The 20,917-nt window shown below is 40.0% G+C and carries 21 protein-coding genes; 12 read left to right on the top strand and 9 right to left on the bottom strand.

Annotation, left to right across the window (positions count from 1 at the left end):
* Positions 1-31 precede the first annotated feature (31 nt).
* Positions 32-1,531, bottom strand: coding sequence for a glycerol-3-phosphate dehydrogenase (gene glpD, locus MED121_RS06595; protein WP_009832861.1), 1,500 nt, complete (start codon positions 1,529-1,531; stop codon positions 32-34).
* Between the two features lie 150 nt (positions 1,532-1,681).
* Positions 1,682-2,461 (bottom strand): DeoR/GlpR family transcriptional regulator, encoded by a 780-nt coding sequence (locus MED121_RS06590; protein ID WP_009832860.1) that lies wholly within the window; start codon positions 2,459-2,461, stop codon positions 1,682-1,684.
* Positions 2,462-2,608: 147 nt separating this feature from the next.
* On the opposite strand from MED121_RS06590, the gene glpK reads away from it, so the two are divergent.
* The gene (glpK, locus tag MED121_RS06585; RefSeq protein ID WP_009832859.1) at positions 2,609-4,093 is read left to right on the top strand and encodes a glycerol kinase GlpK; all 1,485 of its coding nucleotides are present in this window, start codon (positions 2,609-2,611) and stop codon (positions 4,091-4,093) included.
* Between the two features lie 119 nt (positions 4,094-4,212).
* Positions 4,213-4,500 (top strand): hypothetical protein, encoded by a 288-nt coding sequence (locus MED121_RS06580; RefSeq protein WP_009832858.1) that lies wholly within the window; start codon positions 4,213-4,215, stop codon positions 4,498-4,500.
* A 64-nt stretch (positions 4,501-4,564) separates the two neighbouring features.
* Here MED121_RS06580 and MED121_RS06575 read toward each other — a convergent pair whose 3' ends face one another.
* The 3 genes from MED121_RS06575 to MED121_RS06565 all read right to left on the bottom strand — a co-directional run bounded on the left by MED121_RS06575 (position 4,565) and on the right by MED121_RS06565 (position 7,225).
* Entirely contained in the window at positions 4,565-5,080 is a 516-nt protein-coding gene (locus MED121_RS06575; protein ID WP_009832857.1) for a DUF501 domain-containing protein, read from the bottom strand.
* Between the two features lie 10 nt (positions 5,081-5,090).
* Complete coding sequence (locus MED121_RS06570) at positions 5,091-5,501, bottom strand: energy transducer TonB (RefSeq protein WP_009832856.1); 411 nt, start codon at positions 5,499-5,501, stop codon at positions 5,091-5,093.
* 311 nt (positions 5,502-5,812) lie between these two features.
* A complete protein-coding gene (locus MED121_RS06565) occupies positions 5,813-7,225 on the bottom strand; it encodes a PLP-dependent aminotransferase family protein (RefSeq protein ID WP_009832855.1) in 1,413 nt (470 codons plus the stop codon).
* Positions 7,226-7,542: 317 nt separating this feature from the next.
* Here MED121_RS06565 and MED121_RS06560 point away from each other — a divergent pair, with 317 nt between their 5' ends.
* Together MED121_RS06560 and MED121_RS06555 are read left to right on the top strand one after the other, a co-directional pair.
* Positions 7,543-9,519, top strand: a complete 1,977-nt coding sequence (locus MED121_RS06560) for a methyl-accepting chemotaxis protein (protein WP_009832854.1) — start codon at positions 7,543-7,545, stop codon at positions 9,517-9,519.
* A gap of 63 nt (positions 9,520-9,582) precedes the next feature.
* On the top strand, positions 9,583-10,062 hold the full coding sequence (locus MED121_RS06555; protein ID WP_009832853.1) for a peroxiredoxin: 480 nt from the start codon (positions 9,583-9,585) through the stop codon (positions 10,060-10,062).
* Between the two features lie 94 nt (positions 10,063-10,156).
* Here the strand turns inward: MED121_RS06555 and glnK are convergent, their stop codons facing one another.
* The 4 genes from glnK to MED121_RS06535 form a co-directional block, all read right to left on the bottom strand.
* Complete coding sequence (gene glnK, locus MED121_RS06550; protein ID WP_009832852.1) at positions 10,157-10,495, bottom strand: P-II family nitrogen regulator; 339 nt, start codon at positions 10,493-10,495, stop codon at positions 10,157-10,159.
* 223 nt (positions 10,496-10,718) lie between these two features.
* Positions 10,719-11,822: a uroporphyrinogen decarboxylase gene (hemE, locus tag MED121_RS06545; RefSeq protein WP_009832851.1), complete on the bottom strand. Its 1,104-nt coding sequence runs from the start codon at positions 11,820-11,822 to the stop codon at positions 10,719-10,721.
* 240 nt (positions 11,823-12,062) lie between these two features.
* Positions 12,063-12,851: a DUF2927 domain-containing protein gene (locus tag MED121_RS06540; RefSeq protein WP_009832850.1), complete on the bottom strand. Its 789-nt coding sequence runs from the start codon at positions 12,849-12,851 to the stop codon at positions 12,063-12,065.
* Positions 12,808-13,338 carry an NUDIX hydrolase gene (locus tag MED121_RS06535; protein WP_036179553.1) on the bottom strand — a complete coding sequence of 177 codons (531 nt, stop codon included), beginning with the start codon at positions 13,336-13,338 and terminating at the stop codon, positions 12,808-12,810. Before MED121_RS06535 ends, MED121_RS06540 begins: the two co-directional genes overlap by 44 nt.
* Before the next feature lie 252 nt (positions 13,339-13,590).
* On the opposite strand from MED121_RS06535, the gene astE reads away from it, so the two are divergent.
* The 8 genes from astE (at position 13,591) to MED121_RS06495 (ending at position 20,901) form a co-directional block, all read left to right on the top strand.
* Positions 13,591-14,598: a succinylglutamate desuccinylase gene (gene astE, locus MED121_RS06530; protein ID WP_036179550.1), complete on the top strand. Its 1,008-nt coding sequence runs from the start codon at positions 13,591-13,593 to the stop codon at positions 14,596-14,598.
* A 101-nt stretch (positions 14,599-14,699) separates the two neighbouring features.
* Positions 14,700-15,614, top strand: a complete 915-nt coding sequence (znuA, locus tag MED121_RS06525) for a zinc ABC transporter substrate-binding protein ZnuA (RefSeq protein WP_009832847.1) — start codon at positions 14,700-14,702, stop codon at positions 15,612-15,614.
* A 254-nt stretch (positions 15,615-15,868) separates the two neighbouring features.
* Positions 15,869-16,867, top strand: a complete 999-nt coding sequence (locus tag MED121_RS06520) for a KpsF/GutQ family sugar-phosphate isomerase (protein ID WP_009832846.1) — start codon at positions 15,869-15,871, stop codon at positions 16,865-16,867.
* A gap of 24 nt (positions 16,868-16,891) precedes the next feature.
* On the top strand, positions 16,892-17,752 hold the full coding sequence (gene kdsA / locus MED121_RS06515; RefSeq protein ID WP_036178873.1) for a 3-deoxy-8-phosphooctulonate synthase: 861 nt from the start codon (positions 16,892-16,894) through the stop codon (positions 17,750-17,752).
* On the top strand, positions 17,749-18,330 hold the full coding sequence (locus MED121_RS06510) for an HAD-IIIA family hydrolase (RefSeq protein ID WP_242603182.1): 582 nt from the start codon (positions 17,749-17,751) through the stop codon (positions 18,328-18,330). The genes kdsA and MED121_RS06510 overlap by 4 nt, the downstream gene beginning before the upstream one ends.
* Positions 18,331-18,362: 32 nt before the next feature.
* Positions 18,363-19,157, top strand: a complete 795-nt coding sequence (kdsB, locus tag MED121_RS06505) for a 3-deoxy-manno-octulosonate cytidylyltransferase (RefSeq protein ID WP_009832843.1) — start codon at positions 18,363-18,365, stop codon at positions 19,155-19,157.
* A 27-nt stretch (positions 19,158-19,184) separates the two neighbouring features.
* The gene (locus MED121_RS06500; RefSeq protein WP_009832842.1) at positions 19,185-19,916 is read left to right on the top strand and encodes a hypothetical protein; all 732 of its coding nucleotides are present in this window, start codon (positions 19,185-19,187) and stop codon (positions 19,914-19,916) included.
* Positions 19,917-20,061: 145 nt separating this feature from the next.
* Positions 20,062-20,901, top strand: coding sequence for a type II secretion system protein N (locus MED121_RS06495; RefSeq protein WP_009832841.1), 840 nt, complete (start codon positions 20,062-20,064; stop codon positions 20,899-20,901).
* Positions 20,902-20,917: the final 16 nt, after the last annotated feature.

The following is a 20,917-nucleotide window of genomic DNA, read 5'->3' as shown; positions in this document are numbered from 1 at the left end:
ATAGAGAATGATCGAGTGAGTTCTATTAAAACTAAGCGGCTGCTAAGCCTTGATCTGCAAGGTATTGGTCGAGTTTTTTGATCATATCATCGTTAAACTCTAACCCCAGTTTAGTACGACGCCATAGAATGTCTTGACTTGAATAAGCCCATTCACTTTTAACTAAGTAGTCGATTTCCACTTGATATAAATCGTTGGAAAAATTTTGTCCTAATGCTTCAATTGAATTGGCACCTTTTAAGAAGTTCTCGCATAAAGTGCCGTAGGAGTTAGCATATCGATAAGCAAGTTTCTTGCTTAAAAAGCGGTATTTATTTTGTAGTGATTCGGCATAGCCTTGAAGGCTGCTATTCAAATCGCCACCAGGTAAGCTGCTTAAATGAGTCCACTCTTCACCCATATTTGGGTAGTAACGCTTAAGATCATTCATACATGAAAGCGCTAATTGACGGTATGTTGTGATCTTGCCGCCAAACACACTTAATAAAGGTGCTTGTCCCGCTTCGTCTTCCACATGCAAAGTATAATCACGAGTCACTGCTGATGGATCACTAGATTCATCTTCTAAAAGTGGTCTAACACCAGAGTAGGACCAAATGATGTCTTTATTGTTAAGCTGCTTTTTAAAGTGTTGGTTGGCAACGGATAAAATATAGTCAGTTTCATCTTGAGAGATGCTAACTTCAGATGGATCGCCCGTATACTCTTCATCTGTTGTGCCGACTAAGGTGTAATCGTTACGATAAGGAATAGCAAAAACGATGCGCTGATCTTCGTTTTGCATAATAAAGGCATTATCTTGTTCGTATAGCTTAGGTACTACAATGTGGCTGCCTTTTATCATACGAATGCTATAAGGTGCTTTTCTTTCTACCTTAGTTTCGATAAATGATGATACCCAAGGTCCCGCTGCATTAACTAAGCCTTTGGCGGTCACGGTTTCAGTTTCATTTGATCCTGATTTTTGTAGCGTGATTTCCCATACACCATTTTTGCGTTTAGCACTGACACATTTACGTCTGTCATAAATGGTTGCGCCATTATTTTGAGCGCTTAAGGCGTTGATGATTACTAATCTAGCGTCGTCGACCCAGCAGTCTGCATATTCAAAACCTTTTGTTATCTCACTTTTTAGTGGGCTAGCACTATCGTACTTTACGCCATGTGAGCCGCTTAAGGCTTCTCTTTTACCAAGATGATCATAAAGAAAAAGCCCAATTCGAATTAACCAAGCGGGTCTTAAATGAGGGCGGTGCGGCATTTGAAAGCGCAGTGGTGTCACTATATGAGGTGCGACTTTAAGCAAAACTTCTCTTTCGTTTAAGGCTTTTTTAACCAGGCCAAATTCGTAATGTTCTAAATATCGAAGACCGCCATGGATGAGCTTACTGCTGTTTGAAGAAGTTGCACTGGCTAAATCATTCATTTCGCACAAAGCGACAGAAAGACCGCGACCCGCTGCATCTGCTGCGATTCCCGTACCATTAATACCGCCACCAACAATAAAAAGATCGAAATTCGTTTCTGACATTGCTTAGTCCCATGTATCAATATTAGTGAATTTGGTCAGTTTAGAATAATAATGTTCAAAAACGAACATTTAATGATTGAAGACTAAACCAACCTCGCATAATTCGCAAGGTTGGTTTAATAAAAAGAAGAAATTGTTAGTTTTTGGTGACTACTTTGATGTTTTTGGCTGGCAGAGAGTGAGAGAGACGTCATGCTCTAATAATATGTTCTGGATAGCTTCTGGCGGTTTAACATCTGTAAATAAAGTATCGACTTGGCTGATGCTACCGAGTCTTACCATAGCGTTACGGCCAAATTTAGCGTTATCAGCAGCAAGAAAAACGGTACGAGAGTTATTAATAATGCTTTGAGCGACGCGTACTTCCTGATAGTCATAATCTAGTAGCGAGCCATCTTGAGGATCGACACCACTTATCCCTATGATTCCGAAATCAACGCGAAATTGATTGATAAAGTCTAAGGTTGCTTCACCAATTACCCCTCTATCTCTGGGGCGAACAGTGCCGCCCGCAATAATGACGGTGAAATCTTCTTTGCTGCTTAAGATACTTGCAACATTTAAGTTGTTAGTGATTACTTGCAAACCTGTATGGTTAAGTAATGCCTTAGCCACTGTTTCTGTTGTTGTACCAATATTAATAAAAAGGGAGGCGTGATCAGGAATTTCAGAGGCAATCTTCTGAGCGATGGCCTGCTTAGCATCTAATTGTAATATCTGGCGTGTGGCATAAGCTACATTGGTTGTGCTTGAATCTATGCTGGCACCACCATGGTGACGACGAATTTTATCTGCATCCGCTAGGGTGTTGATGTCACGTCGTATCGTTTGAGGCGTTACGTTAAAGTGTGCGGAAAGCTCATCGATTGTGACATAACCACGCTCTTTGACGAAAAGTGTGATTTTTTCATGTCGAGTTTGTTGACCCATTCTGTCAAAGACTCCTAATTTTATGACTTGCCAATGAAGGCAGTTGTGGTTTTAATATAAAGGATTCAAAGACGAACATTTTATGTTCGAAATATAATAAACATTTTCATATTTAAATTAATATGTATTTGCCCATAGAGACTCACCATGACTAATTATATTCTAGCAATTGATCAGGGAACCACTAGCAGTAGGGCCATAGTGTTCGATGCAAAAGGTAAACGTATTGGGCAAGCTCAACAAGAGTTTAACCAGATATTTCCGCATGACGGCTGGGTTGAACATAATCCTGAAGAGATTTGGCAATCAAGTTTAGATGTTTGTCGAACTGTGCTTAAGGATACAGGGTTAACTGCTCAAGATATAGCCGCTATCGGAATAACTAATCAGCGTGAAACCACCGTTCTATGGGATAAGAATACAGGTAAGCCTGTTTATAACGCTATCGTTTGGCAAGATAGAAGAACAAGCGAATATTGTCAGTCACTTGCTGATGCGAATTGGCAAGAGAAGGTGCAAGAAAAGACAGGCTTGTTAATAGATCCATACTTCTCTGCAACTAAAATAAAGTGGATTTTAGATAATATTGAAGGCGTAAAAGAGCAGGCAGCAGCGGGCAATATTGTCTTTGGTACGATTGACTCCTTTTTGCTTTGGCACCTGACTTCAGGTAAGTCTCATAAAACGGATGCAACCAATGCGGCAAGAACGATGGCCTTTAATATCCATACTCAGGAATGGGATGCTGAGTTAATTGAATTAATGGGTATTGGTGATGTGCTGTTCCCAGAGGTAATGGATTGCAGTGCTGATTTTGGCGAAACCAGTGTCGATTTATTTGGTGGCGCTATTCCTATTACAGGTATGGCTGGAGATCAACAGGCGGCCTTAATTGGTCAAGCATGCTTTGAAAAAGGCATGGTCAAAAGCACCTATGGAACTGGCTGCTTTATGATCTTAAATACAGGTGATGAAGCACTTAAATCTGAACATAAAATGTTGACGACAGTAGGGTATCGACTGGACGGCAAAGTAACTTATGCACTTGAAGGGAGTATCTTCATTGCAGGTGCTGCGATTCAATGGTTGCGAGATGGTCTGAAGCTATTTAGTGATGCGAAAGAAACTAAAACATTGGCAGAGCAGGCAAGAAATCAAGATTCTGTTTATTTAGTGCCTGCATTTACCGGGTTAGGTGCACCTTATTGGGATCCGGATGCTCGTGGTGCTATGTTGGGGCTTACTCGAGATACCAGTGTTGCAGATATCGTCAGTGCAGGTCTTCGCTCCGTTTGTTATCAAACAAAAGATTTGGTCAATGCGATGGAGAAAGATGGTGCTATTTTCAACTCTTTAAGGGTGGATGGAGGTATGGTCGTCAATGATTTGGTGGTTCAATTTCTTGCCGATATTTTAGGTGTCAAAGTTGAAAGGCCAAAAGTGACGGAAACAACCGCACTTGGCGCTGCATTTTTGGCAGGTCTAAAAGTGGGTGTTTATGCATCTTTAGACGAAATTACTGAACTTTGGTGGTCAGATAAGGCTTTTACTTGTGAGATGCCTACAGCACAACAAGAATCTCTCTATCAAGGTTGGGTAGATGCTGTTGCAAGAGTGAAAACTAAAGATTAAAAAAATTACGTTTTTATACAGCATTTAGCTTGTCTCAAATCATACTTCTAGCTAACGTTAGTCCATGGCGGTCTTTTTAAATAAAGGCCAACCTTGCTTTTAATTGGTGAGAGATAAATATGGCGAACAAATTTGAGCCAGTTCAGGCAGATGATTTTATGAAGTTTGGCGGTGAGCGCCCAAGTTATTTATTAATTGAAGATGAGCTCATGGCAATGGGTGGACTTGGGGTTACAGGGAATCAGTTTAAAAAAGAAGTACTTAAGGCTGCTGGATGGACTGGCGGCGCTTTAACAACTTATGCACAAAGACCCGCTGTAGCGGCTGCGTCTTTTAATAGAATTAGGGAAGCTTTGGAGAATGGTGTCGCTGATGGCGTAGCCCTTAAAGCTTCTTTAGAAGGCTAAATTCAGCTCAATAAATGAGATGAAAATTAAAACCATCATTGTTTAATGATGGTTTTTTTGTGTCTTATTTTTCTGCGTCAGCAATGGCTTTAATACCATATTCTTTATCTAAAATACGACCGATCACATTGTCGCCAACTAGGTGATGTGCATATTGCATATGTAGGCAACGTACCTGATCCCAGCTTTTTATTCCGCCAATACCTAAGCTCTCGAAGAGGTGAGTAAAACCTTTTTCTTCAATGATTGTTTTGTGCTCATCCGTCATACCTTCCCAACGACGTGCTATATAGTCGCGGTGAGATTGGTGATGGGCTTCTCTTAGCTCTGGGTCATCTTTAATGCGCTGTTCTAATTCTTTCACAACACCTTGGCTTTCGATGCGAGCCAAAGCCTTGTCTATGGCTTTACTTGATAGCCAAAAAAGCGTTGGAAAAGGTTGATTAAATACCCAGCTTTGCATTTGAAGAGATTGAGGTATTCCTGCTGGAGAGTAGTGTGCAATTTTTGCGATACCATTGGGTGTGCGGCCAATTTGATCTGTGATAATGGCAATATCTTTTTCGCTAAGTTGGGTCATAAAGTGTTGATTAGGCTATAAATGCGGGGAAAGATGCTGCAAATTTTTGAATCCATTCGGCTGCGGCATCGTTAAAATTTAATCGGCGTCCTTGTTGCTTTGCTTGTCGTCGATAATGCTCAATATGGGAAAGTTGTTCAACCATGCGAACGCAATAACAATCATCCTTACAAGGGAACTCTATTGCAATTCTAAACTCACCTACTTCTTTTTCACACCAAACAATACGCCCGATAACGCAAAAGTTAGGATCAATTTCAGCGAGTTTTAATTGCACACATTGGCCTGGGTTATAAGCTTGAGGAGTCAAGCATATAATCCCGGCAAACCCATCTCTTTCCAATAAATTCTGTTGGAATGATTGGGTGCTCACTTCTTCTATATGAAGAGGTATGTCTTTAGGATGTGCTACAAATTCCATAAGGACGTGCCAAAAGTTACTCAGATATATAAGTTATCGACCAAAATACAAAAGTATTAAAAAAGAATGGGAATTGTACGCTTTTCACGCTATCTGTACAGAGCAAAATACGTATATTCTTCAGTATTGAACCCATTCTTTCCTTATACAACGCCTTTTAAAAATACTTTCTGCCAATAAGTGATTGCTTCACCTTATTAATTTTCAGTATAGGGCGTTAAAATTGTACTTGTATAGAAAATAAGCAGTATGCGTGCCATCTATTGATAAAATGATTTCGATTCAGTTTTTTTGTGGTGGCAAAGAGTGATTTAAAGAGTGAGTTTTTTTGCCATATTTCCCACTAGTTTGAGTGCGCCTTCGATCCGGCTATCCCAACTGATTGCATAGTTAATGCGTAAATGATGGCTAAAACTATGGGTTAGGCTAAATGCCAGGCCCGGAATTGTGCCAATTCCATGCTCTAATGCAGCCTTATGTAGGGTTAATGCATTTACCTCAGGAGGTAATGTTATCCAAAGCAAGAATCCTCCTTGAGGGTCTGAAGTATAAGTGCCTGAAGGGAAAAACTGGGTAATTGCTTGCTGGCAGCGGCGTAAATTTTCCTCGTAGGTGTGCCTTGTTTTCCGCAAGTGTCTATCGTAAGCCCCATTCTCAAGGAAGTTTGCAATAGCCTTTTGAGTCAGTGTTGGTATGGCGAGGGATTCAACATAAGCATGCTGTTCTATTCGCTGTTGATATTTGCCGCCTATAATCCAACCTATGCGAAAGCCTGGAGCGATGCTTTTTGAAAAAGAACTACAATAAATAACATCTGCTTGTGGGTCTTCAGCTTTAATTGCTTTCTCCCTCGTTTCGCAGTAACTCAGTTCACCATAGACATCATCTTCAATAATAGTGGTGCTATATTGTTGGCATAAGTTAAGTAGCTTAGTTTTTGCCTCTTGCTTTAATGTTGCACCGGTTGGATTTTGGTTAGAAGGCGTAATGACACAGGCTGTTACTCTCCATTGGGCAAGTACTTGTGACATGGCATCAAGGTCGATACCTGAACTAGGGTCACAAGGTATCTCAATGGCTTTTAGCTTTAATTCATCAATGGCTTGTAATAGGCCATGATAAGTCGGTGTCTCAATAATGATGGTATCACCAGGTTCTGTGATTGTCCTTAGAGCCAGGATCATTGCATTTTGACAGCCCAGTGTGATGGTAATGTCGTCCGGCTGGATATTACAGCCTGCATCAAGCATTCTGATTGCAATTTGACGTCTTAAATTGAGTGAACCTGGGGTGAACTCATAAGCTGCGCAAATTTCAGGCTCTAATCGCATTAAGCGCCCAACAGATTTTTGTAACTGCCTAATAGGCAGAAACTGAGTGTGTGGGATGGCAGCCCCAAATTGAATGATATCGGGTCTTTGAGAGGCGTGTAATAAGGAACGTATTAGTTCTGGAACTGACTCTTGTGCATGACTTGGCTCAAATTGGGGTAAAGCTTGCGGTTGAGGTAAGTTGTCTTGAACAAAGTAACCTTTTTGCGGCCTCGCTTTTACAACTCCCCTATCTTCGAGCAGGCTATAAGCTTGTAAAACTGTCGCTACACTCACGCTCATTTGTTTACTAGACTTACGTACAGACGGAATTTTTGTACCAGGTAAAAACACACCTTCTTGAATTTGTGATTCTACTTGGTCAGCAATTTTCTCGTAGAGAGGTTGATCCATAAATAAGTCTAAAAAGGGTCACAGGAATAGGAATGACAAATTTAACAGAAGAGCGACAGTAAGCAAAATAAAACTAAATTAATCCTGACTGCATGGTTAGTTTGTTATGCAAAAGTGTTAGGCTTGAAATAAAAATGGCTGGTTAAAAGCCAACCGCTTTTATCTTTTGTAAATATTTGATGATTTATGTGCATATTTAATTGATTAATATTCAGTAATTTGTGATAAGTCATTAATAAGAAAATAAGTTTAATGCAGCTATAAAAATCATGAGCTTGTGACGAATGTCATGTATTTTGAATAAATTGGGGTGAGTAATGTCTTTATCTGTGATACAGAGAATTCTTTTAGGTTTTACCATTTTGTTGGTGCTACTGGTTATTGTGGCTGCAACAGGGTTCACAGGCATTAAAAAAGTTGAACAGGGTTTAAATAAGGTCACTGGAGAAGTAGCTAGTGTGGTGGCCTCTAGTAATAAAATTAATGAAATTTTATTAACTTCAAATGCGACTCTATTACAGCATTTGATCACTTACCCTGATGACGAGCTAAGTAAATTAGAAATTGCATTGGAAGCTCAGCAAGCAGAATTTGCAGAGGTTGCGAATTCATTAGAAGGACTGATACAAAATGATGCTGTGATGACGGCATCTTTAAATGAGATAAAAACTAAAACAGCTAACTTCTACCAAATCTCAAAAGAGGCGACGACTAACCATAGGCAAGAAATCGCAAATCGAGATCAAGTTTTTGTGCAAAAATTTGATTTAAAAGATTCGGTATTATTTGCTGTAGAAGATTTGGCTGTACTAGAAGAATCTGGGCATAAAACAGATGTTAAGTTTGCTGCTGCTTATATTCTTGGTCAAATTGAAAGTATTCAATACACAGTAAATGATTATTTTGATCAGACTAACCAAGCGTCTTTAGATGACTTAATTAAGTCAATGAACTCTAATTTGCAAGGGGCTAAAGATAAATTAGCCAACCTTGAAGATGAAAATATTGAAATTCTAATGGAAGAAATTGAAGGTCATATTTTATCTGAAGAAGGGGTTGTTAAGGCTTACTATAATTATTTGTTATTACAAGAAGAAGCAAAAAGCTTGGCGTCTCAGCTTTCTAACACTATGAGTTCCATTAACCTGTCGACTGCAGCGCTTTTAGATGAAGCCTCTCAGGCTCGTCAAAGTGCTTTGGAAGTGGCAAAGTCGGCAGTCAATTGGTCGGTTACGAGTGCGATACTGGTTATTGTTGTCTCTGTCATCATTGCTATTTTAGTGGCTACTTGGGTGAGCAGAAGTATTAGAAAACCTCTTTCTATTGTTATGGGGGTGCTGGGTAAGATTGCAGAAGGTGATTTTACCCTAAGGGCGCAAATTATTAGCAAGGATGAATTTGGTGAGCTATCTCGTTGGGTTAATGATTTAGCCAGCAAATTAGAGTCTGTTATTCGCGAAATCCGCCAAGCGTCGGTTCAGGTTGCAAGCTCTGCTCAAACCGGCGTGGTTACCGCTGAACAATCTAAAGAACTAATGAGCTCTCAAAATGATATGACAACTTCTGTCGCTTCGGCTATGACAGAAATGGCGGCAACGGTTCATCAGGTTGCAAACAGTGCTGAAACGACTCTTGAGCAAGTGCAAACGGTGGATGTTAAAGCGACAGAGAACCGCACTCAGATGGATGCAAATATTCAGACTATTCAAACCCTAGCCGGCGAAATTGAAAGCTCGTCAAAGGTGGTTAACGAACTCAATGTTTACTCTCAAGATATTGGTAAAATACTTGAAGTTATTCAGGATATTGCTGAGCAAACAAATTTGTTAGCACTAAACGCTGCGATAGAGGCGGCTAGAGCGGGTGAACAAGGTCGTGGTTTTGCGGTTGTGGCTGATGAAGTAAGAACCTTAGCAACACGAACCCATAGTTCTACAGAAGAGATTCAAAAAGTGATTAGTCGATTGCAGCAAGGGGTAAAAGAAACCGTCTCTAGCATGACACAAAGTCAAAATAGTGCTCAACAAAGCGTCGATAAGGCTAAAGAAGTTGGCCAATCCTTGCAGGAGATGCAAGAGTTTGTCACAGGTATTCGCGACTTAAGTACGCAAATCGCAACGGCTGCTGAACAGCAGTCTGCTGTGGCTCAAGAGATTAGTGAGAGTGTTCATGATATTGCTAAAATGTCAGATGAAGCCTCTAATGCCGCTGATTCAACCGCTCAGAACAGTGAAGGTTTGGCCTCTTTAGCTAAGGAACAAAACAGTCTCTTGAGCCAATTTAAAGTCTCATAGGAAAATATTGTTGTTCTGCTCTTGTGAATTTTATTATAAGTTTTTGATTTAGGAGAAGGTTTAGTGTCAATTCAAGTCGGTGATACCCTGCCAGCAGCCCAGTTTCAAGTAATGGGTGAAGATGGTCCAAAAACTATCCAGGTGGCTGAGTTTTTTAGTAATAAAAAAGTTGTAATGTTTGCACTTCCTGGTGCTTTTACACCAACTTGTAGTGCTAGCCATGTACCTGGCTTTGTTGTGAGCTTTGATGAATTAAAAGAAAAGGGTGTTGATGAGGTAGTTTGCCTTTCTGTTAATGATGCCTTTGTTATGCATGCATGGGGAGAGGCTCAAAATGCAGAAAATTTAGTTATGGCTGCAGATGGTATGGCTGAATTTACTTTGGCGATGGGGCTTGAGTTGGATTTATCATCAGCTAAGTTTGGTATGCGTAGTAGTCGTTATGCCATGCTTGTGGATAATGGCGTTGTAACTCAGTTATGGCGAGAAGAGCCGGGTGAGTTTAAAGTGAGCTCTGCTGAGCATGTTCTGAGTCAGCTATAAGTAACCATTGTTAAATGAAGCTGGCTTTTTAATATAAAAAAACCTCAAACTTGAAGAAGTTTGAGGTTTTTTTATATTTACAACAGGGCTGAAATTAAATTGCGTCTTCGCCTGTTTCGCCAGTACGGATACGAATAATTTGCTCTAGTGATGTGACAAAAATTTTGCCATCACCAATTTTTCCTGTGTTAGCGCTTTGTTGAATGACTTCGATAGCGCGATCTGTTTGATCATCTTCAACCGCAAGCTCAAGTTTCACTTTGGGTAGAAAGTCCACAACATATTCTGCGCCACGATATAGTTCGGTATGGCCACGCTGACGGCCAAAGCCTTTTACTTCCGTTACTGTAATGCCATTGATGCCAATTTCAGACAATGCTTCACGCACTTCATCTAATTTAAATGGTTTAACAATCGCGGTAACAAGCTTCATAAACGTTTCTCCATAAAGGCCAAAATTAAATCTTTAATAAAAATACCACTCTCTTCCTAATGTCGCTAGGGAGAGGGGGAAAGTAGAGACAAATAAAGAGGGATTATCTGTTCAAAGAATAAGAAAGTCTGTTTTGAAGAGGAATGTGCTGGACTGACGCCTTGGCATTGTTAGGCATCAGTCCAGTCAGATTAGGTGATTACTTTGACTGAGTTTGTGATTTTTAATCTAGATTATTTAATTTATCCAGTTGATCGGATGCTTCTTGGTGATATTGTGCTCCCAGCTCATGTACTGCATCGATAAGGTATTTTGGTTGTTCCGGATCAACAAATTGGTGAATACCATGACCTAAATTAAATACGTGACCTGAACCGTTGCCGAAGCCAGCGAGTACTTCTCCAACTTGATCTCGAATAACGTCTTTATCTGCATAAAGCACACATGGATCGATATTACCTTGAAGTGCGACTTTGTTGCCCACACGAGCGCGCGCTTCAGCCATGTCTGTTGTCCAATCGAGGCCCAGTGCGTCTGTACCACTTGCAGCCATATTTTCTAACCACTGACCACCGTTTTTAGTAAACATAATGACGGGGATCTTTTTTCCATCATGTACACGAATTAAACCGTCAATGATTTGTTTCATGTACATCAAAGAGAACTCTTGGTATTTAGGACCACTTAAAACACCGCCCCAAGTGTCAAAGATTTGCACGGCTTGTGCGCCTGCTTTAATTTGACCGTTAAGGTAATCTGTCACTGAAATCGCTAGTTTGCGAAGTAACTCATGCAGGATTTCTGGTGATTTGTACATCATACCTTTGATGTGACGAAAATCTTTGCTTGAACCACCTTCGACCATATAAGTCGCCAATGTCCAAGGACTGCCTGAGAAGCCAATAAGAGGTACACGACCGCCAAGGGCGTTACGTATAGTTGTCACTGCCTTCATCACATAATCAAGATCATTTACCTTGGCAATTGGCAATGCATCAACATCAGCTTCAGTACGAATGACTTTTTTGAACTTTGGGCCTTCGCCTGTTTCAAAATAAAGACCTTGGCCCATAGCATCAGGGATGGTCAAAATGTCGGAGAAAAGAATCGCAGCGTCAAGCTCATATCTTTCTAGCGGTTGCAAAGTCACTTCACAGGCAAACTCATCGTTTTTACATAGGCTCAAAAAATCACCCGCATGGGCGCGGCTAGCACGATATTCAGGAAGATAGCGTCCTGCTTGGCGCATCATCCATACTGGTGTGGTATCAACGGGCTGCTTTAATAGGGCGCGAATAAAACGATCATTTTTGAGTTCAGGGAACATTCAGTGACTCCGAGGTGAAAATTTTTAAGCATTTTACCTAACTTGACGATAAAAGCGGAATCTATAAATGATTTTTATGACTTTAAATTGAAAAAGGCGTGTTTTGAGTCAGTATTTTGTCTTTAAATTGAGGCTTAATTCTTGTTTTGCTGATCTCAATTACCTTTTTGCTCTGCCAGAGTTGTCTTGAAACTTGAAGTTTTGCTGACTTTTTGCGTTTTATTAGACTTAAATGTCATATTAATCACCTAGATAAGATTTTAAGCTTTGTTGGTTCACTCTATATAAAGCACCTTCTAGATCGCCAGTTTTATCCAGGTCTGCAATCGCTAAATCAAGTTTGCCTAGCACTGCTTGATGGGACATACCTGCTTGCAACTGATCTGAGTAAAGTAGTTTTAATAGTATGTAATCCAAAGGGCTTAAATAGGCATCGATACTGTTGTCGTTAAATATTGAGGGAAACACCTTATCTGAATCATTCGGCAAGCCTAAGAGTTGAGTGATTTCTTCTACGATACAGTCAAGAAAGCGGGCCTTTTGTCTTGCATAATCCACTGGGATAATAATTGTGCCTGAGAATATCTCTCCTCGGCCATTATAGCTAAAGGTGCCAATACAAATGGCTTCCTTTAATGCCACTTCGTACTTCTTTGGGTCGCCAATATACTCTGCTACTGTCTCTCTCATGTGTTTATATCGGGTAAACACAATAGAAATATTGGCTTCACTTCTGGGCACATCAAATGTGATTGGATGACCTGTAATGCTTGCAAGGTGTTGGGTGTGAGTGGAAAGCAACTCTTTTTGCAGTGCTTGATTTCCAGCATTGCTTTCTAGATGAATTTTGATCTCATGACGCCAGCGTATTAACTTTCCTGCTAGTTGTTTTTCATATTCTCTGCCCAGAGCAATGTCTAAAAAGCTTGATTTTATATAGTCGTGATCTAGCCACCTTGCTTGTGATTGAGCTGAGATAGTCTGGCTAATCAGGGTCAGTAGGGCGCAGAATAAGGCGTTTTTCAACATAATGATGTAAGGCGTCCAAAGTATCAGGGGTGAAGTTTAACCCCTTTTTGTTGTTTAATATATCGTCAATACTTAAGTGATCAATGGCGGCGACCTCTTCTTCTTGCATCTTTATCTCACCATCTAAATTGGCATCATAAGTACAGCTAAACACCTTACCCCAAATGCGATAGCTTTCTCCTTCTGTGTAAAAGAGTCCATGATTGGTTAAGGTTAAATCTAAGCCAAGCTCTTCCTTTAATTCTCTTTGTGCGGATATCGCATAGCTTTCGCCATGAGCAACCACACCACCCGTTGCAATGCCATAATAACCAGGGCAAAACTGCTTATTTAAGGTGCGTTTTTGAATGAGAAGTTTATCGTCAGGCAAAAAAATAAAAATATAAGTTGCCCTATGAAAATCGATGCCAAATCGCATTTCGCTTCGTTTTACGCTGCCTATTAAGTTGTTATTTTTATCAATTAAACTGATGACTTCTTCACTCATAATAGGGCTCTTGCTTTGAAATAAGGGGTTTAATTTAGGCATAATTTCTTATATGAATGAGTTGCTTGTAAATGCGTTGCAGAGAAAAAGTTTTGAAAGGAAGGTAAAGTTTCTAATTAGCGACATTTATTTTGGTATAGCGTTAGTCTTGTGTCGCTTTTACGGTTTTTGCTTGAAGTCTTTTCTCATGCCCATATCTTATGTAGCAAGATAGTTTTAGTAGCCAATAAAGTTAAACCAGAGGATTTACTTTTGATTAAGCAACATGATTTTTTAGCATTTAGTTTAGCTAACCCTGTTAACGCACAAGCACATATGCAAACTTATAATGGTTTCGAAGCTGCTTTATTAGATACAGGGGTGTTAAAAATTGAGCCTAAACAAGAGGCCAGTGTTAGCTTGGTTTTAAGTGCTGGTATTCATGGAAATGAAACAGCACCTATGGAATTAGTAAATCAAATTCTTAAAGATATTCTTGATCAGGCTTTGGTGTGTTCGGTGCGTTTGTTGATAATTTTTGGTAATTTACCTGCTGCTAATGTGGGGCAAAGGTTTACAGAAATAAATATGAATCGTCTCTTCTCTGGTGCTTGGAAAAAAGAGCAAGGTTTTGAGGCTGAACGAGCAGGATATATAGAGCAGTCTATAGCGGACTTTTTTGAGTCTGGCCCAGCAGACGCACTAAGGCTACATTATGATCTTCATACAGCCATTCGTGGATCAAAATACCCCAAGTTTGCTGTTTACCCTTTTTTACATGATGAGGCCTATAGTGCAGAACAATTAGGCTTTTTAGAGGCCTCAGGTATACAAGCTATTTTATTATCACATCAAAGTACTACCACACTTTCTTATTTTTCTTCAAATCAGCATCAGGCTCAATCATTTACTGTTGAGCTTGGTCAGGTGGCAGGCTTTGGTGAGAATGATTTAACTAAATTGACGGCAATTGATCGTACTTTAAGGCACTTGATTTCAGCTGCGGATTTGCCTAAGCAAGAAGCTAAACAAATTAAGATTTTCCAAGTAATCGATATGCTTAAAAAAGATTCAGAAGACTACCAATTAAATATCGATGATAGTTTTGAAAACTTTACTGGGTTTGAGGCTGGTTTTACCTTGAGTCAATCGAGTGTATCCAATTATGTGGTGCAAGAGTCAGGTGATGCTTTAGTCTTTCCGAATATCAAGCTACCTGTTGGTCAAAGAGCCGGTTTAATGGTTAGAGAAGTGGCCCTGAAAGAACTGAATCAAGTTTAGTTAATCTGGTTTTTAAGGCAATTTATCACTTTTTAAATATACAGAATTTAGGATAAATGTTACGCTCTTGTTATGTTATAACGTTTTTTTGAGAGTGATAAATGAAAGTGTTTTTGGGGTATGTGCTTGCTAGTATGATCTTTTTGAGTGGTCACTTGCAAGCAAGTGATTCTTTGGTTGTTACCACAAGTATTAAGCCTGTTTCTATGATTGTTAAAGCGATCGCAGGCGATAAGGTGAAAATTGAGCAAGTTGTATCCAATTCAGCCTCTCCCCATGATTTTGCATTACGTCCATCGGATATTAAGAAGCTTTATAAAGCGGATCTTATTGTCTGGGTGGGTGAGTCACTTGAACCCTTCCTAGAAAAGCCTATTGCCAATAGCAAGGTTGCAAATTCTGCCATTGAATGGATGTTATTGGTAGAGGGTCATGATTCTGAACAAGGCCTTAATAATCATGTTGAGGTAAAACACCATGATCATGGTGATGGTCATCATCATGCAGGCATGGACCCTCACCTTTGGTTGGATGTTGAATATGCTCAGATATTAGCGGCTTCTATTACCGCTAAATTAGCTCATTTGAGGCCCAGTTTAGCGGCTTATTTTGCTAATAATTTAACCCAATTTGAGCAAGCGCTAACACGCATAGATGCCCAGAACAAAGACACGTTAACAAGTCTTTCTCAAGCCAATTATGTGGTTTTTCATGATGCTTATGGCTATTTTGAAAGGCATTATAATTTACAGCATGTTGCCAATATCAGCCTTAGCCCTGAGCGTAAACCTGGCGCTAAAAAAGTGGTCGCCCTAAGAAAGTTAATGGAATCAAAAAAGGTTGATTGCATTTTTAGTGAAGTGCAGTTTAATCCGGCTATAGTCGACGTTTTGATTGAAGGTACACAAGTAAAAGCGATTGAACTAGACCCCTTAGGTGCAGGCATCCCGTTAACCAAAAATGCGTATCCAGAATTTTTAGAGAAAATGAGCCAACAATTTTCTCAGTGTGGTTAGGCTGGTTTAATATTTTTTAAATGATGGCAGCTTTATTTGGGCTTTAATAGGTCTAGGTCGACGTTGCATAATCCTCCGTTTTTTATCGAGTGGATTTAAAGTCTAGAGCACTCATATCTTATTTTGCGCAAAGCTTATTGTCTTAAGGTTAATTGTCTCAAGGTCAATTGTCTCAAGGTCTATGCAATAAGACTTCTATCTTGGTTTGGCTTTTTGAGTATAATACTGGTCTTTCTAATTTGTAGAGATCAGACATGGCTGATACTAAGGCAATGACACCCTCTGTTGGGCTGTCCTTTAACAAGACCGACAGTGAGTTGCTGGGTAGTGCTCAACACACCCTAACAACACAAGCGAATGCTCTTGCAAAACTAGCAGATTCCATTACTCAAGAATTTGCAGATGCCATTAAACTCATCATGAAAACGCAAGGCCGTACCATTATTTGTGGTATGGGAAAATCCGGGCTAATTGGGGCAAAAATTGCAGCAACGCTAGCTTCCACGGGGACGCCAAGCTTTTTTCTTCATCCAGGTGAAGCTTTCCATGGTGACCTTGGTATGGTCGAACCTCAAGACACTCTTATTTTGATTAGTTATTCAGGTGAAACTGAAGAACTTATTCGCTTACTTCCTTCTCTAAAAAGCTTTGGTAATGCCTGTATTGCCATGGTAGGTAATAGCCAATCTACCCTAGCTAAGCATTGTGATTGTGTGCTGGATATTTCAGTCGATAGGGAAACTTGCCCTAATAATCTTGCTCCAACAACATCCACAACGATGACAACCGCTATGGGTGATGCCCTTGCTGTTGCATTAATGGAATGTCGTGATTTTAAACCTCAAGATTTTGCACGTTTTCACCCTGGCGGTAGCTTAGGGCGTAAGTTGCTGACTAGAGTGAAAGACCTGATGCACAAGGATAATCTGCCAGAGTGCCATCCAGATACCCCACTTAAAGAAGCCATTGCAGTTATGACTGCCGGTCGCATGGGAATGGTACTTGTTAAGCAAGGTGACGACCTGTTGGGCATTTTTACTGATGGTGACTTAAGGCGAGCTATGTTAGCCGATGCAGCTTCTATGATGGATAAGACACTGTCAAAAGTGATGACGGCAAGTCCTAAAACCATCCACCAAGATACCTTGATAGTTAACGCAGAAGAGCAAATGTTACAGGATAAAATTACCCTGTTAATTGCTGTCGATGACGATAATAAAGTGGTTGGATTGTTAGAAATCTACGACCGCTAAATTTAGATTTAAATGGATATAAAGATGACTGAAAAAAGTAAAATCATTGAAATAAATCAAGATGTAAAAGTTGCGAATCACCTGCCATTTGTTCTTTTTAGTGGTGTTAATGTTCTAGAGTCTCGCGACCTTGCGATGAGTGTGGCTGAAGAGCATGTCAAAGTTTGCCAAGCATTAAATATTCCTTATGTGTTTAAGGGGTCGTTTGATAAGGCTAATCGCTCTTCGATTAACTCTTTTCGTGGACCTGGAATGGAAGAAGGGCTTCGCATTCTTGAAGATGTTAAAGCCAGCTTTAATGTGCCTGTCATTACTGATGTTCATGAAGTTGCCCAGTGTGCTCCTGTTGCTGAGGTTGCTGATGTTATTCAATTACCTGCTTTTTTATCTCGTCAAACGGACTTGGTTGTGGCGATGGCGCAAACAGATGCCGTGATCAATATTAAAAAAGCACAATTTTTAGCACCCCATGAAATGCAGCATATTTTGACCAAGTGTGAAGAGGCTGGTAATGATCGTCTTATGTTGTGTGAGCGAGGAACCATGATGGGTTATAACAATCTGGTTGTGGATATGCTGGGCTTTGGCTTGATGAAAAAATTTGATTACCCTGTCATGTTTGATGTAACTCATGCTCTTCAAAAACCTGGTGGTCGCGCAGAATCTGCCGATGGTCGCCGTGCTCAAGTAGCAGAACTGGCTCGCTCTGGTATGGCTTTAGGTTTATCCAGTTTATTTTTAGAAACCCATCCGAACCCTAATCAAGCAAAATGCGATGGCCCTTGTGCCTTGCCGCTTGATAAATTAAAGCCGTTTTTACATCAACTTAAGCAAATTGATGAACTGGTAAAAGGATTTGATGTTTTGGATACGAGTGCATCATGATGGATACAGGCTTCCTTTCATCTTATCAAGACTTAAGTGAAGACTTTATTGCTAAGTTGAAGGCGCTTGAGTTGGTGGTATTGGACGTCGATGGTGTTTTAACTGATGGTGGTCTTTTGTATGGTGAGCATGGAGAGGCTCTAAAACGTTTTAATGTAAAAGATGGTGTGGCATTAAAACTACTTCCTAAGTGGGGGGTTGAGGTTGCTGTCATTACGGCAAAAGATTCAGCACCTCTTAGAAAGCGCATGAAGGATTTGTCAGTGACCCATTTTTACCCTGGTTGTCATAATAAAAAAGAGGCTTTTCAAGATGTGTTAAAGCGCCTTGGAAAAAAGGCAGATCAGACCGCTTATATCGGGGATGATGTGATTGATTTGCAAGTGATGCCTGAGGTATTGCTTGCTTTATGTCCCGCCGATGCCCATGTACTTGTTAAGCGTCATTGTCATCGAGTCTTATTGACTAAGGCGGGAGAGGGTGTGGCTCGTGAGGTCAGTGATTTGATTTTGGCTGCTAGGATGCCTTTAGAAACCGCCTATGCGCTTGCCCAGAAACCTGCCTTTGAGAAACAATAAATCAATGGCTATTACAAAATTGAAATGAATTTATGTCACAAAATACTGTAGTAACAGCTCAAAATTTACCTGAGTTTTATATTGTCATTCCGGCGCGTTATGCATCGCAACGCTTCCCTAAAAAGCTTTTGGCTCCTTTGGCGGGTAAACCCGTGTTGCAATGGGTGTATGAGCTCGCGCTAAGTGCTCAGGCAAAGGATGTGGTTGTAGCTACTGATCATGAAGAGATTTTCTCCTTAGCTTCTAGTTTTGGCGCGCAAGTCGTCATGACTCGAGACGATCACGAAAATGGTACTGAGCGATTGGCAGAGGTCGCTCAAAAAATGGGCTGGTCTGATGATGAAATAGTGGTAAATGTGCAAGGCGATGAGCCGCTTTTACCCATTGAAATTATTCATTTAGCAGTGTCGGCTTTAGCCAATGATAACCAAGCTGACATGGCGACAATGGCGTGTCGTATTTACCAAAGAGGGGACATATTTAACCCTAATGTCGTCAAGTTAGTAACAGACAAAAAAGATCATGCCCTTTATTTTAGTCGTGCCCCGATTCCATGGGATAGAGATGGCTTTAGCCAAGAGCAGGAGCTAGCTCCTGAAATGGCGGTTTATCGTCATATTGGCATGTATGTCTATCGCGCTAGTTTATTAAACCAATATTCTAAGATGCCTATTTCACCATTAGAAAAATGGGAGAAGTTAGAGCAATTAAGGCTTTTACATCATGGAGTTAAGATTAAAGTTGCCTATGCTGACGGAATGCCACCACATGGTGTGGATACTCAAGAAGATTTAGAAAAGTTAAATCAGTTGATGGGCAAGGTTTAACTTGGTCATAAGGGAAGGAGAATTTCAATGAAGGTGAAAATCTTTCTTAGTGTTTGGTTTGTTCTTCTGGGTTTAATTGCCGGCACTTTTTTATCTCCTCTTCATTTGTGGAAAAATAGCGTCAATCAAATTTTATCGAATGAAGGGATTCAGCTTGAAAGGTTAGAGGGATGTATTTGGCAAGGTGTTTTAATATTGTCTGGTCAGCAATTCAAAGGGCCAATGCAATTACAATGGCAAATGGCAGAAATACTTTCCCCAATCGACTTCCAGCTTATGCATAATGACATTAATGCAAGAGGAAGTGTAAAGTTTGATCTAGATGAAATGACCCTTTGGTTGGATTATATGAGCTTATCTAGTGGACTTTTGAACTCATTTTTAGAGCCTTACAAAGCAAAAGTAAGCGAGAGTAATTTAGTTCTGGATAAATTATATGGAAAATGGCCCTATGTAGAGTCAATGCCGAATAAATTAAGAGGCAATGGCTATTGGGATGGTGGTAATCTTGATTATGTCGCAGCTAATCGACGAGACTCTGTGTTTTTAGATAAGGTACTGTTTGAATTAGTAAATATTAATCAGGTTAATCATTTAAAGTTAATGTCTTTAACGGGTGAGTCATATTTAAACGCCAGTATTAATAAGCAAGGTGAGGCGGAGTTATCTGTTATGCCTGCTTCATTGGATTTGATCGGGCAGTCCTGGTCTGGCGATAAAGATGCTCCTGTCTTTGTTATGACGGATGCAATTTTTTAAAATGTTGAAGATTGATGAGACTTAACTTCATTAATAAAGAGCCTTATGTATGATGAAGGCTATAAGAATAATTAAAAGAGAAGAATGATGTCGAACATAAGCCTGATATATAGATTTATGGCACCTAAGGATAAGGTGTAATGTTATGGCTATTCCAAGAGTAGGTGCAATATTCCGTTTTATATGCCTGTTTGCTTTTGTGAGTTTGTCCGCGTTTTCTGCTGCTCGTGTTTTTTGGTCTTTTTCGCCTATGCCAGCCCAAACATTAGCCCCTATTGATTTTAATGCATCACAAAAAACTCGTCCTCAATTAACTTTACCCTCTTCTTCCTTGTTTGGTTTTGTCGCTAAAGTTGAGCAAGAAATAAAAGAGCCAACTAAGAAAACCACTCTAAAGTTGACTTTAAAAGGTGTTATGCCTGCCATTGTTATGCAAGATTCAATGGCCATTATTAGTTCAAAAAGTAAAAAAGACGAAGTTTACCGTATTGATGATCAAATAATTCGAGGCGTTCTTCTCAAAGAGGTTTATCAAGACCATGTTATTTTAGAGCGCTCAGGTAAGTCCGAGTCCTTATACTTTGGCGAAACAAAATTAACTACCTTGATTGAAAATAGTGACGATCTGGAGGTGGCTGAGATAAAAAAGACTCGTCCTGATTTATCCCGTAACAAAGCTGCTGATACGCTTACGCCACAAGAAATTTTGAGCACCTATGAGGCTCTTTTCAAAGAGGATCCAGATGCCTTACTCGCCTCCACAGGGCTTAAATCTACAGGTAATGCATACGAGGTACTTGCTTCAAGCTCACTTATTGCAATGGGGTTAAAAGCTGGAGATAAAATTGTCGCTGTAAATGGTCAGAGTGTCGGGAATGTTGAAAATGATGCCGGCCTAGGTGAACTTGTACGTGAACAAAGTGTTGCTAATTTCCAGATCCAGCGGGGAAGTCGGACCTTCTCAGTTTCTTATCCGATTAAATAAAATTATAAAGGACCAT

It is taken from the genome of Marinomonas sp. MED121, assembly GCF_000153025.1.
Taxonomy (GTDB): domain Bacteria; phylum Pseudomonadota; class Gammaproteobacteria; order Pseudomonadales; family Marinomonadaceae; genus Marinomonas.
This window is presented reverse-complemented; position numbering and strand designations above follow the sequence as displayed.

Excerpts from the sequence above, each read along its gene's own strand:
- MED121_RS06575 (WP_009832857.1), bottom strand. The coding sequence starts at position 5,080 with ATGACCCAACTTAGCGAAAAAGATATTGCCATTATCACAGATCAAATT.
- MED121_RS06565 (WP_009832855.1), bottom strand. The coding sequence starts at position 7,225 with ATGGATCAACCTCTCTACGAGAAAATTGCTGACCAAGTAGAATCACAA.
- MED121_RS06540 (WP_009832850.1), bottom strand. The coding sequence starts at position 12,851 with ATGTTGAAAAACGCCTTATTCTGCGCCCTACTGACCCTGATTAGCCAG.
- hemE (WP_009832851.1), bottom strand. The coding sequence starts at position 11,822 with ATGTTCCCTGAACTCAAAAATGATCGTTTTATTCGCGCCCTATTAAAG.
- glnK (WP_009832852.1), bottom strand. The coding sequence starts at position 10,495 with ATGAAGCTTGTTACCGCGATTGTTAAACCATTTAAATTAGATGAAGTG.
- znuA (WP_009832847.1), top strand. The coding sequence starts at position 14,700 with ATGAAAGTGTTTTTGGGGTATGTGCTTGCTAGTATGATCTTTTTGAGT.
- MED121_RS06500 (WP_009832842.1), top strand. The coding sequence starts at position 19,185 with ATGAAGGTGAAAATCTTTCTTAGTGTTTGGTTTGTTCTTCTGGGTTTA.
- MED121_RS06520 (WP_009832846.1), top strand. The coding sequence starts at position 15,869 with ATGGCTGATACTAAGGCAATGACACCCTCTGTTGGGCTGTCCTTTAAC.
- MED121_RS06580 (WP_009832858.1), top strand. The coding sequence starts at position 4,213 with ATGGCGAACAAATTTGAGCCAGTTCAGGCAGATGATTTTATGAAGTTT.
- glpK (WP_009832859.1), top strand. The coding sequence starts at position 2,609 with ATGACTAATTATATTCTAGCAATTGATCAGGGAACCACTAGCAGTAGG.
- MED121_RS06590 (WP_009832860.1), bottom strand. The coding sequence starts at position 2,461 with ATGGGTCAACAAACTCGACATGAAAAAATCACACTTTTCGTCAAAGAG.
- MED121_RS06560 (WP_009832854.1), top strand. The coding sequence starts at position 7,543 with ATGTCTTTATCTGTGATACAGAGAATTCTTTTAGGTTTTACCATTTTG.
- kdsB (WP_009832843.1), top strand. The coding sequence starts at position 18,363 with ATGTCACAAAATACTGTAGTAACAGCTCAAAATTTACCTGAGTTTTAT.
- MED121_RS06535 (WP_036179553.1), bottom strand. The coding sequence starts at position 13,338 with ATGAGTGAAGAAGTCATCAGTTTAATTGATAAAAATAACAACTTAATA.
- MED121_RS06510 (WP_242603182.1), top strand. The coding sequence starts at position 17,749 with ATGATGGATACAGGCTTCCTTTCATCTTATCAAGACTTAAGTGAAGAC.
- glpD (WP_009832861.1), bottom strand. The coding sequence starts at position 1,531 with ATGTCAGAAACGAATTTCGATCTTTTTATTGTTGGTGGCGGTATTAAT.
- kdsA (WP_036178873.1), top strand. The coding sequence starts at position 16,892 with ATGACTGAAAAAAGTAAAATCATTGAAATAAATCAAGATGTAAAAGTT.
- MED121_RS06495 (WP_009832841.1), top strand. The coding sequence starts at position 20,062 with ATGGCTATTCCAAGAGTAGGTGCAATATTCCGTTTTATATGCCTGTTT.
- MED121_RS06570 (WP_009832856.1), bottom strand. The coding sequence starts at position 5,501 with ATGGAATTTGTAGCACATCCTAAAGACATACCTCTTCATATAGAAGAA.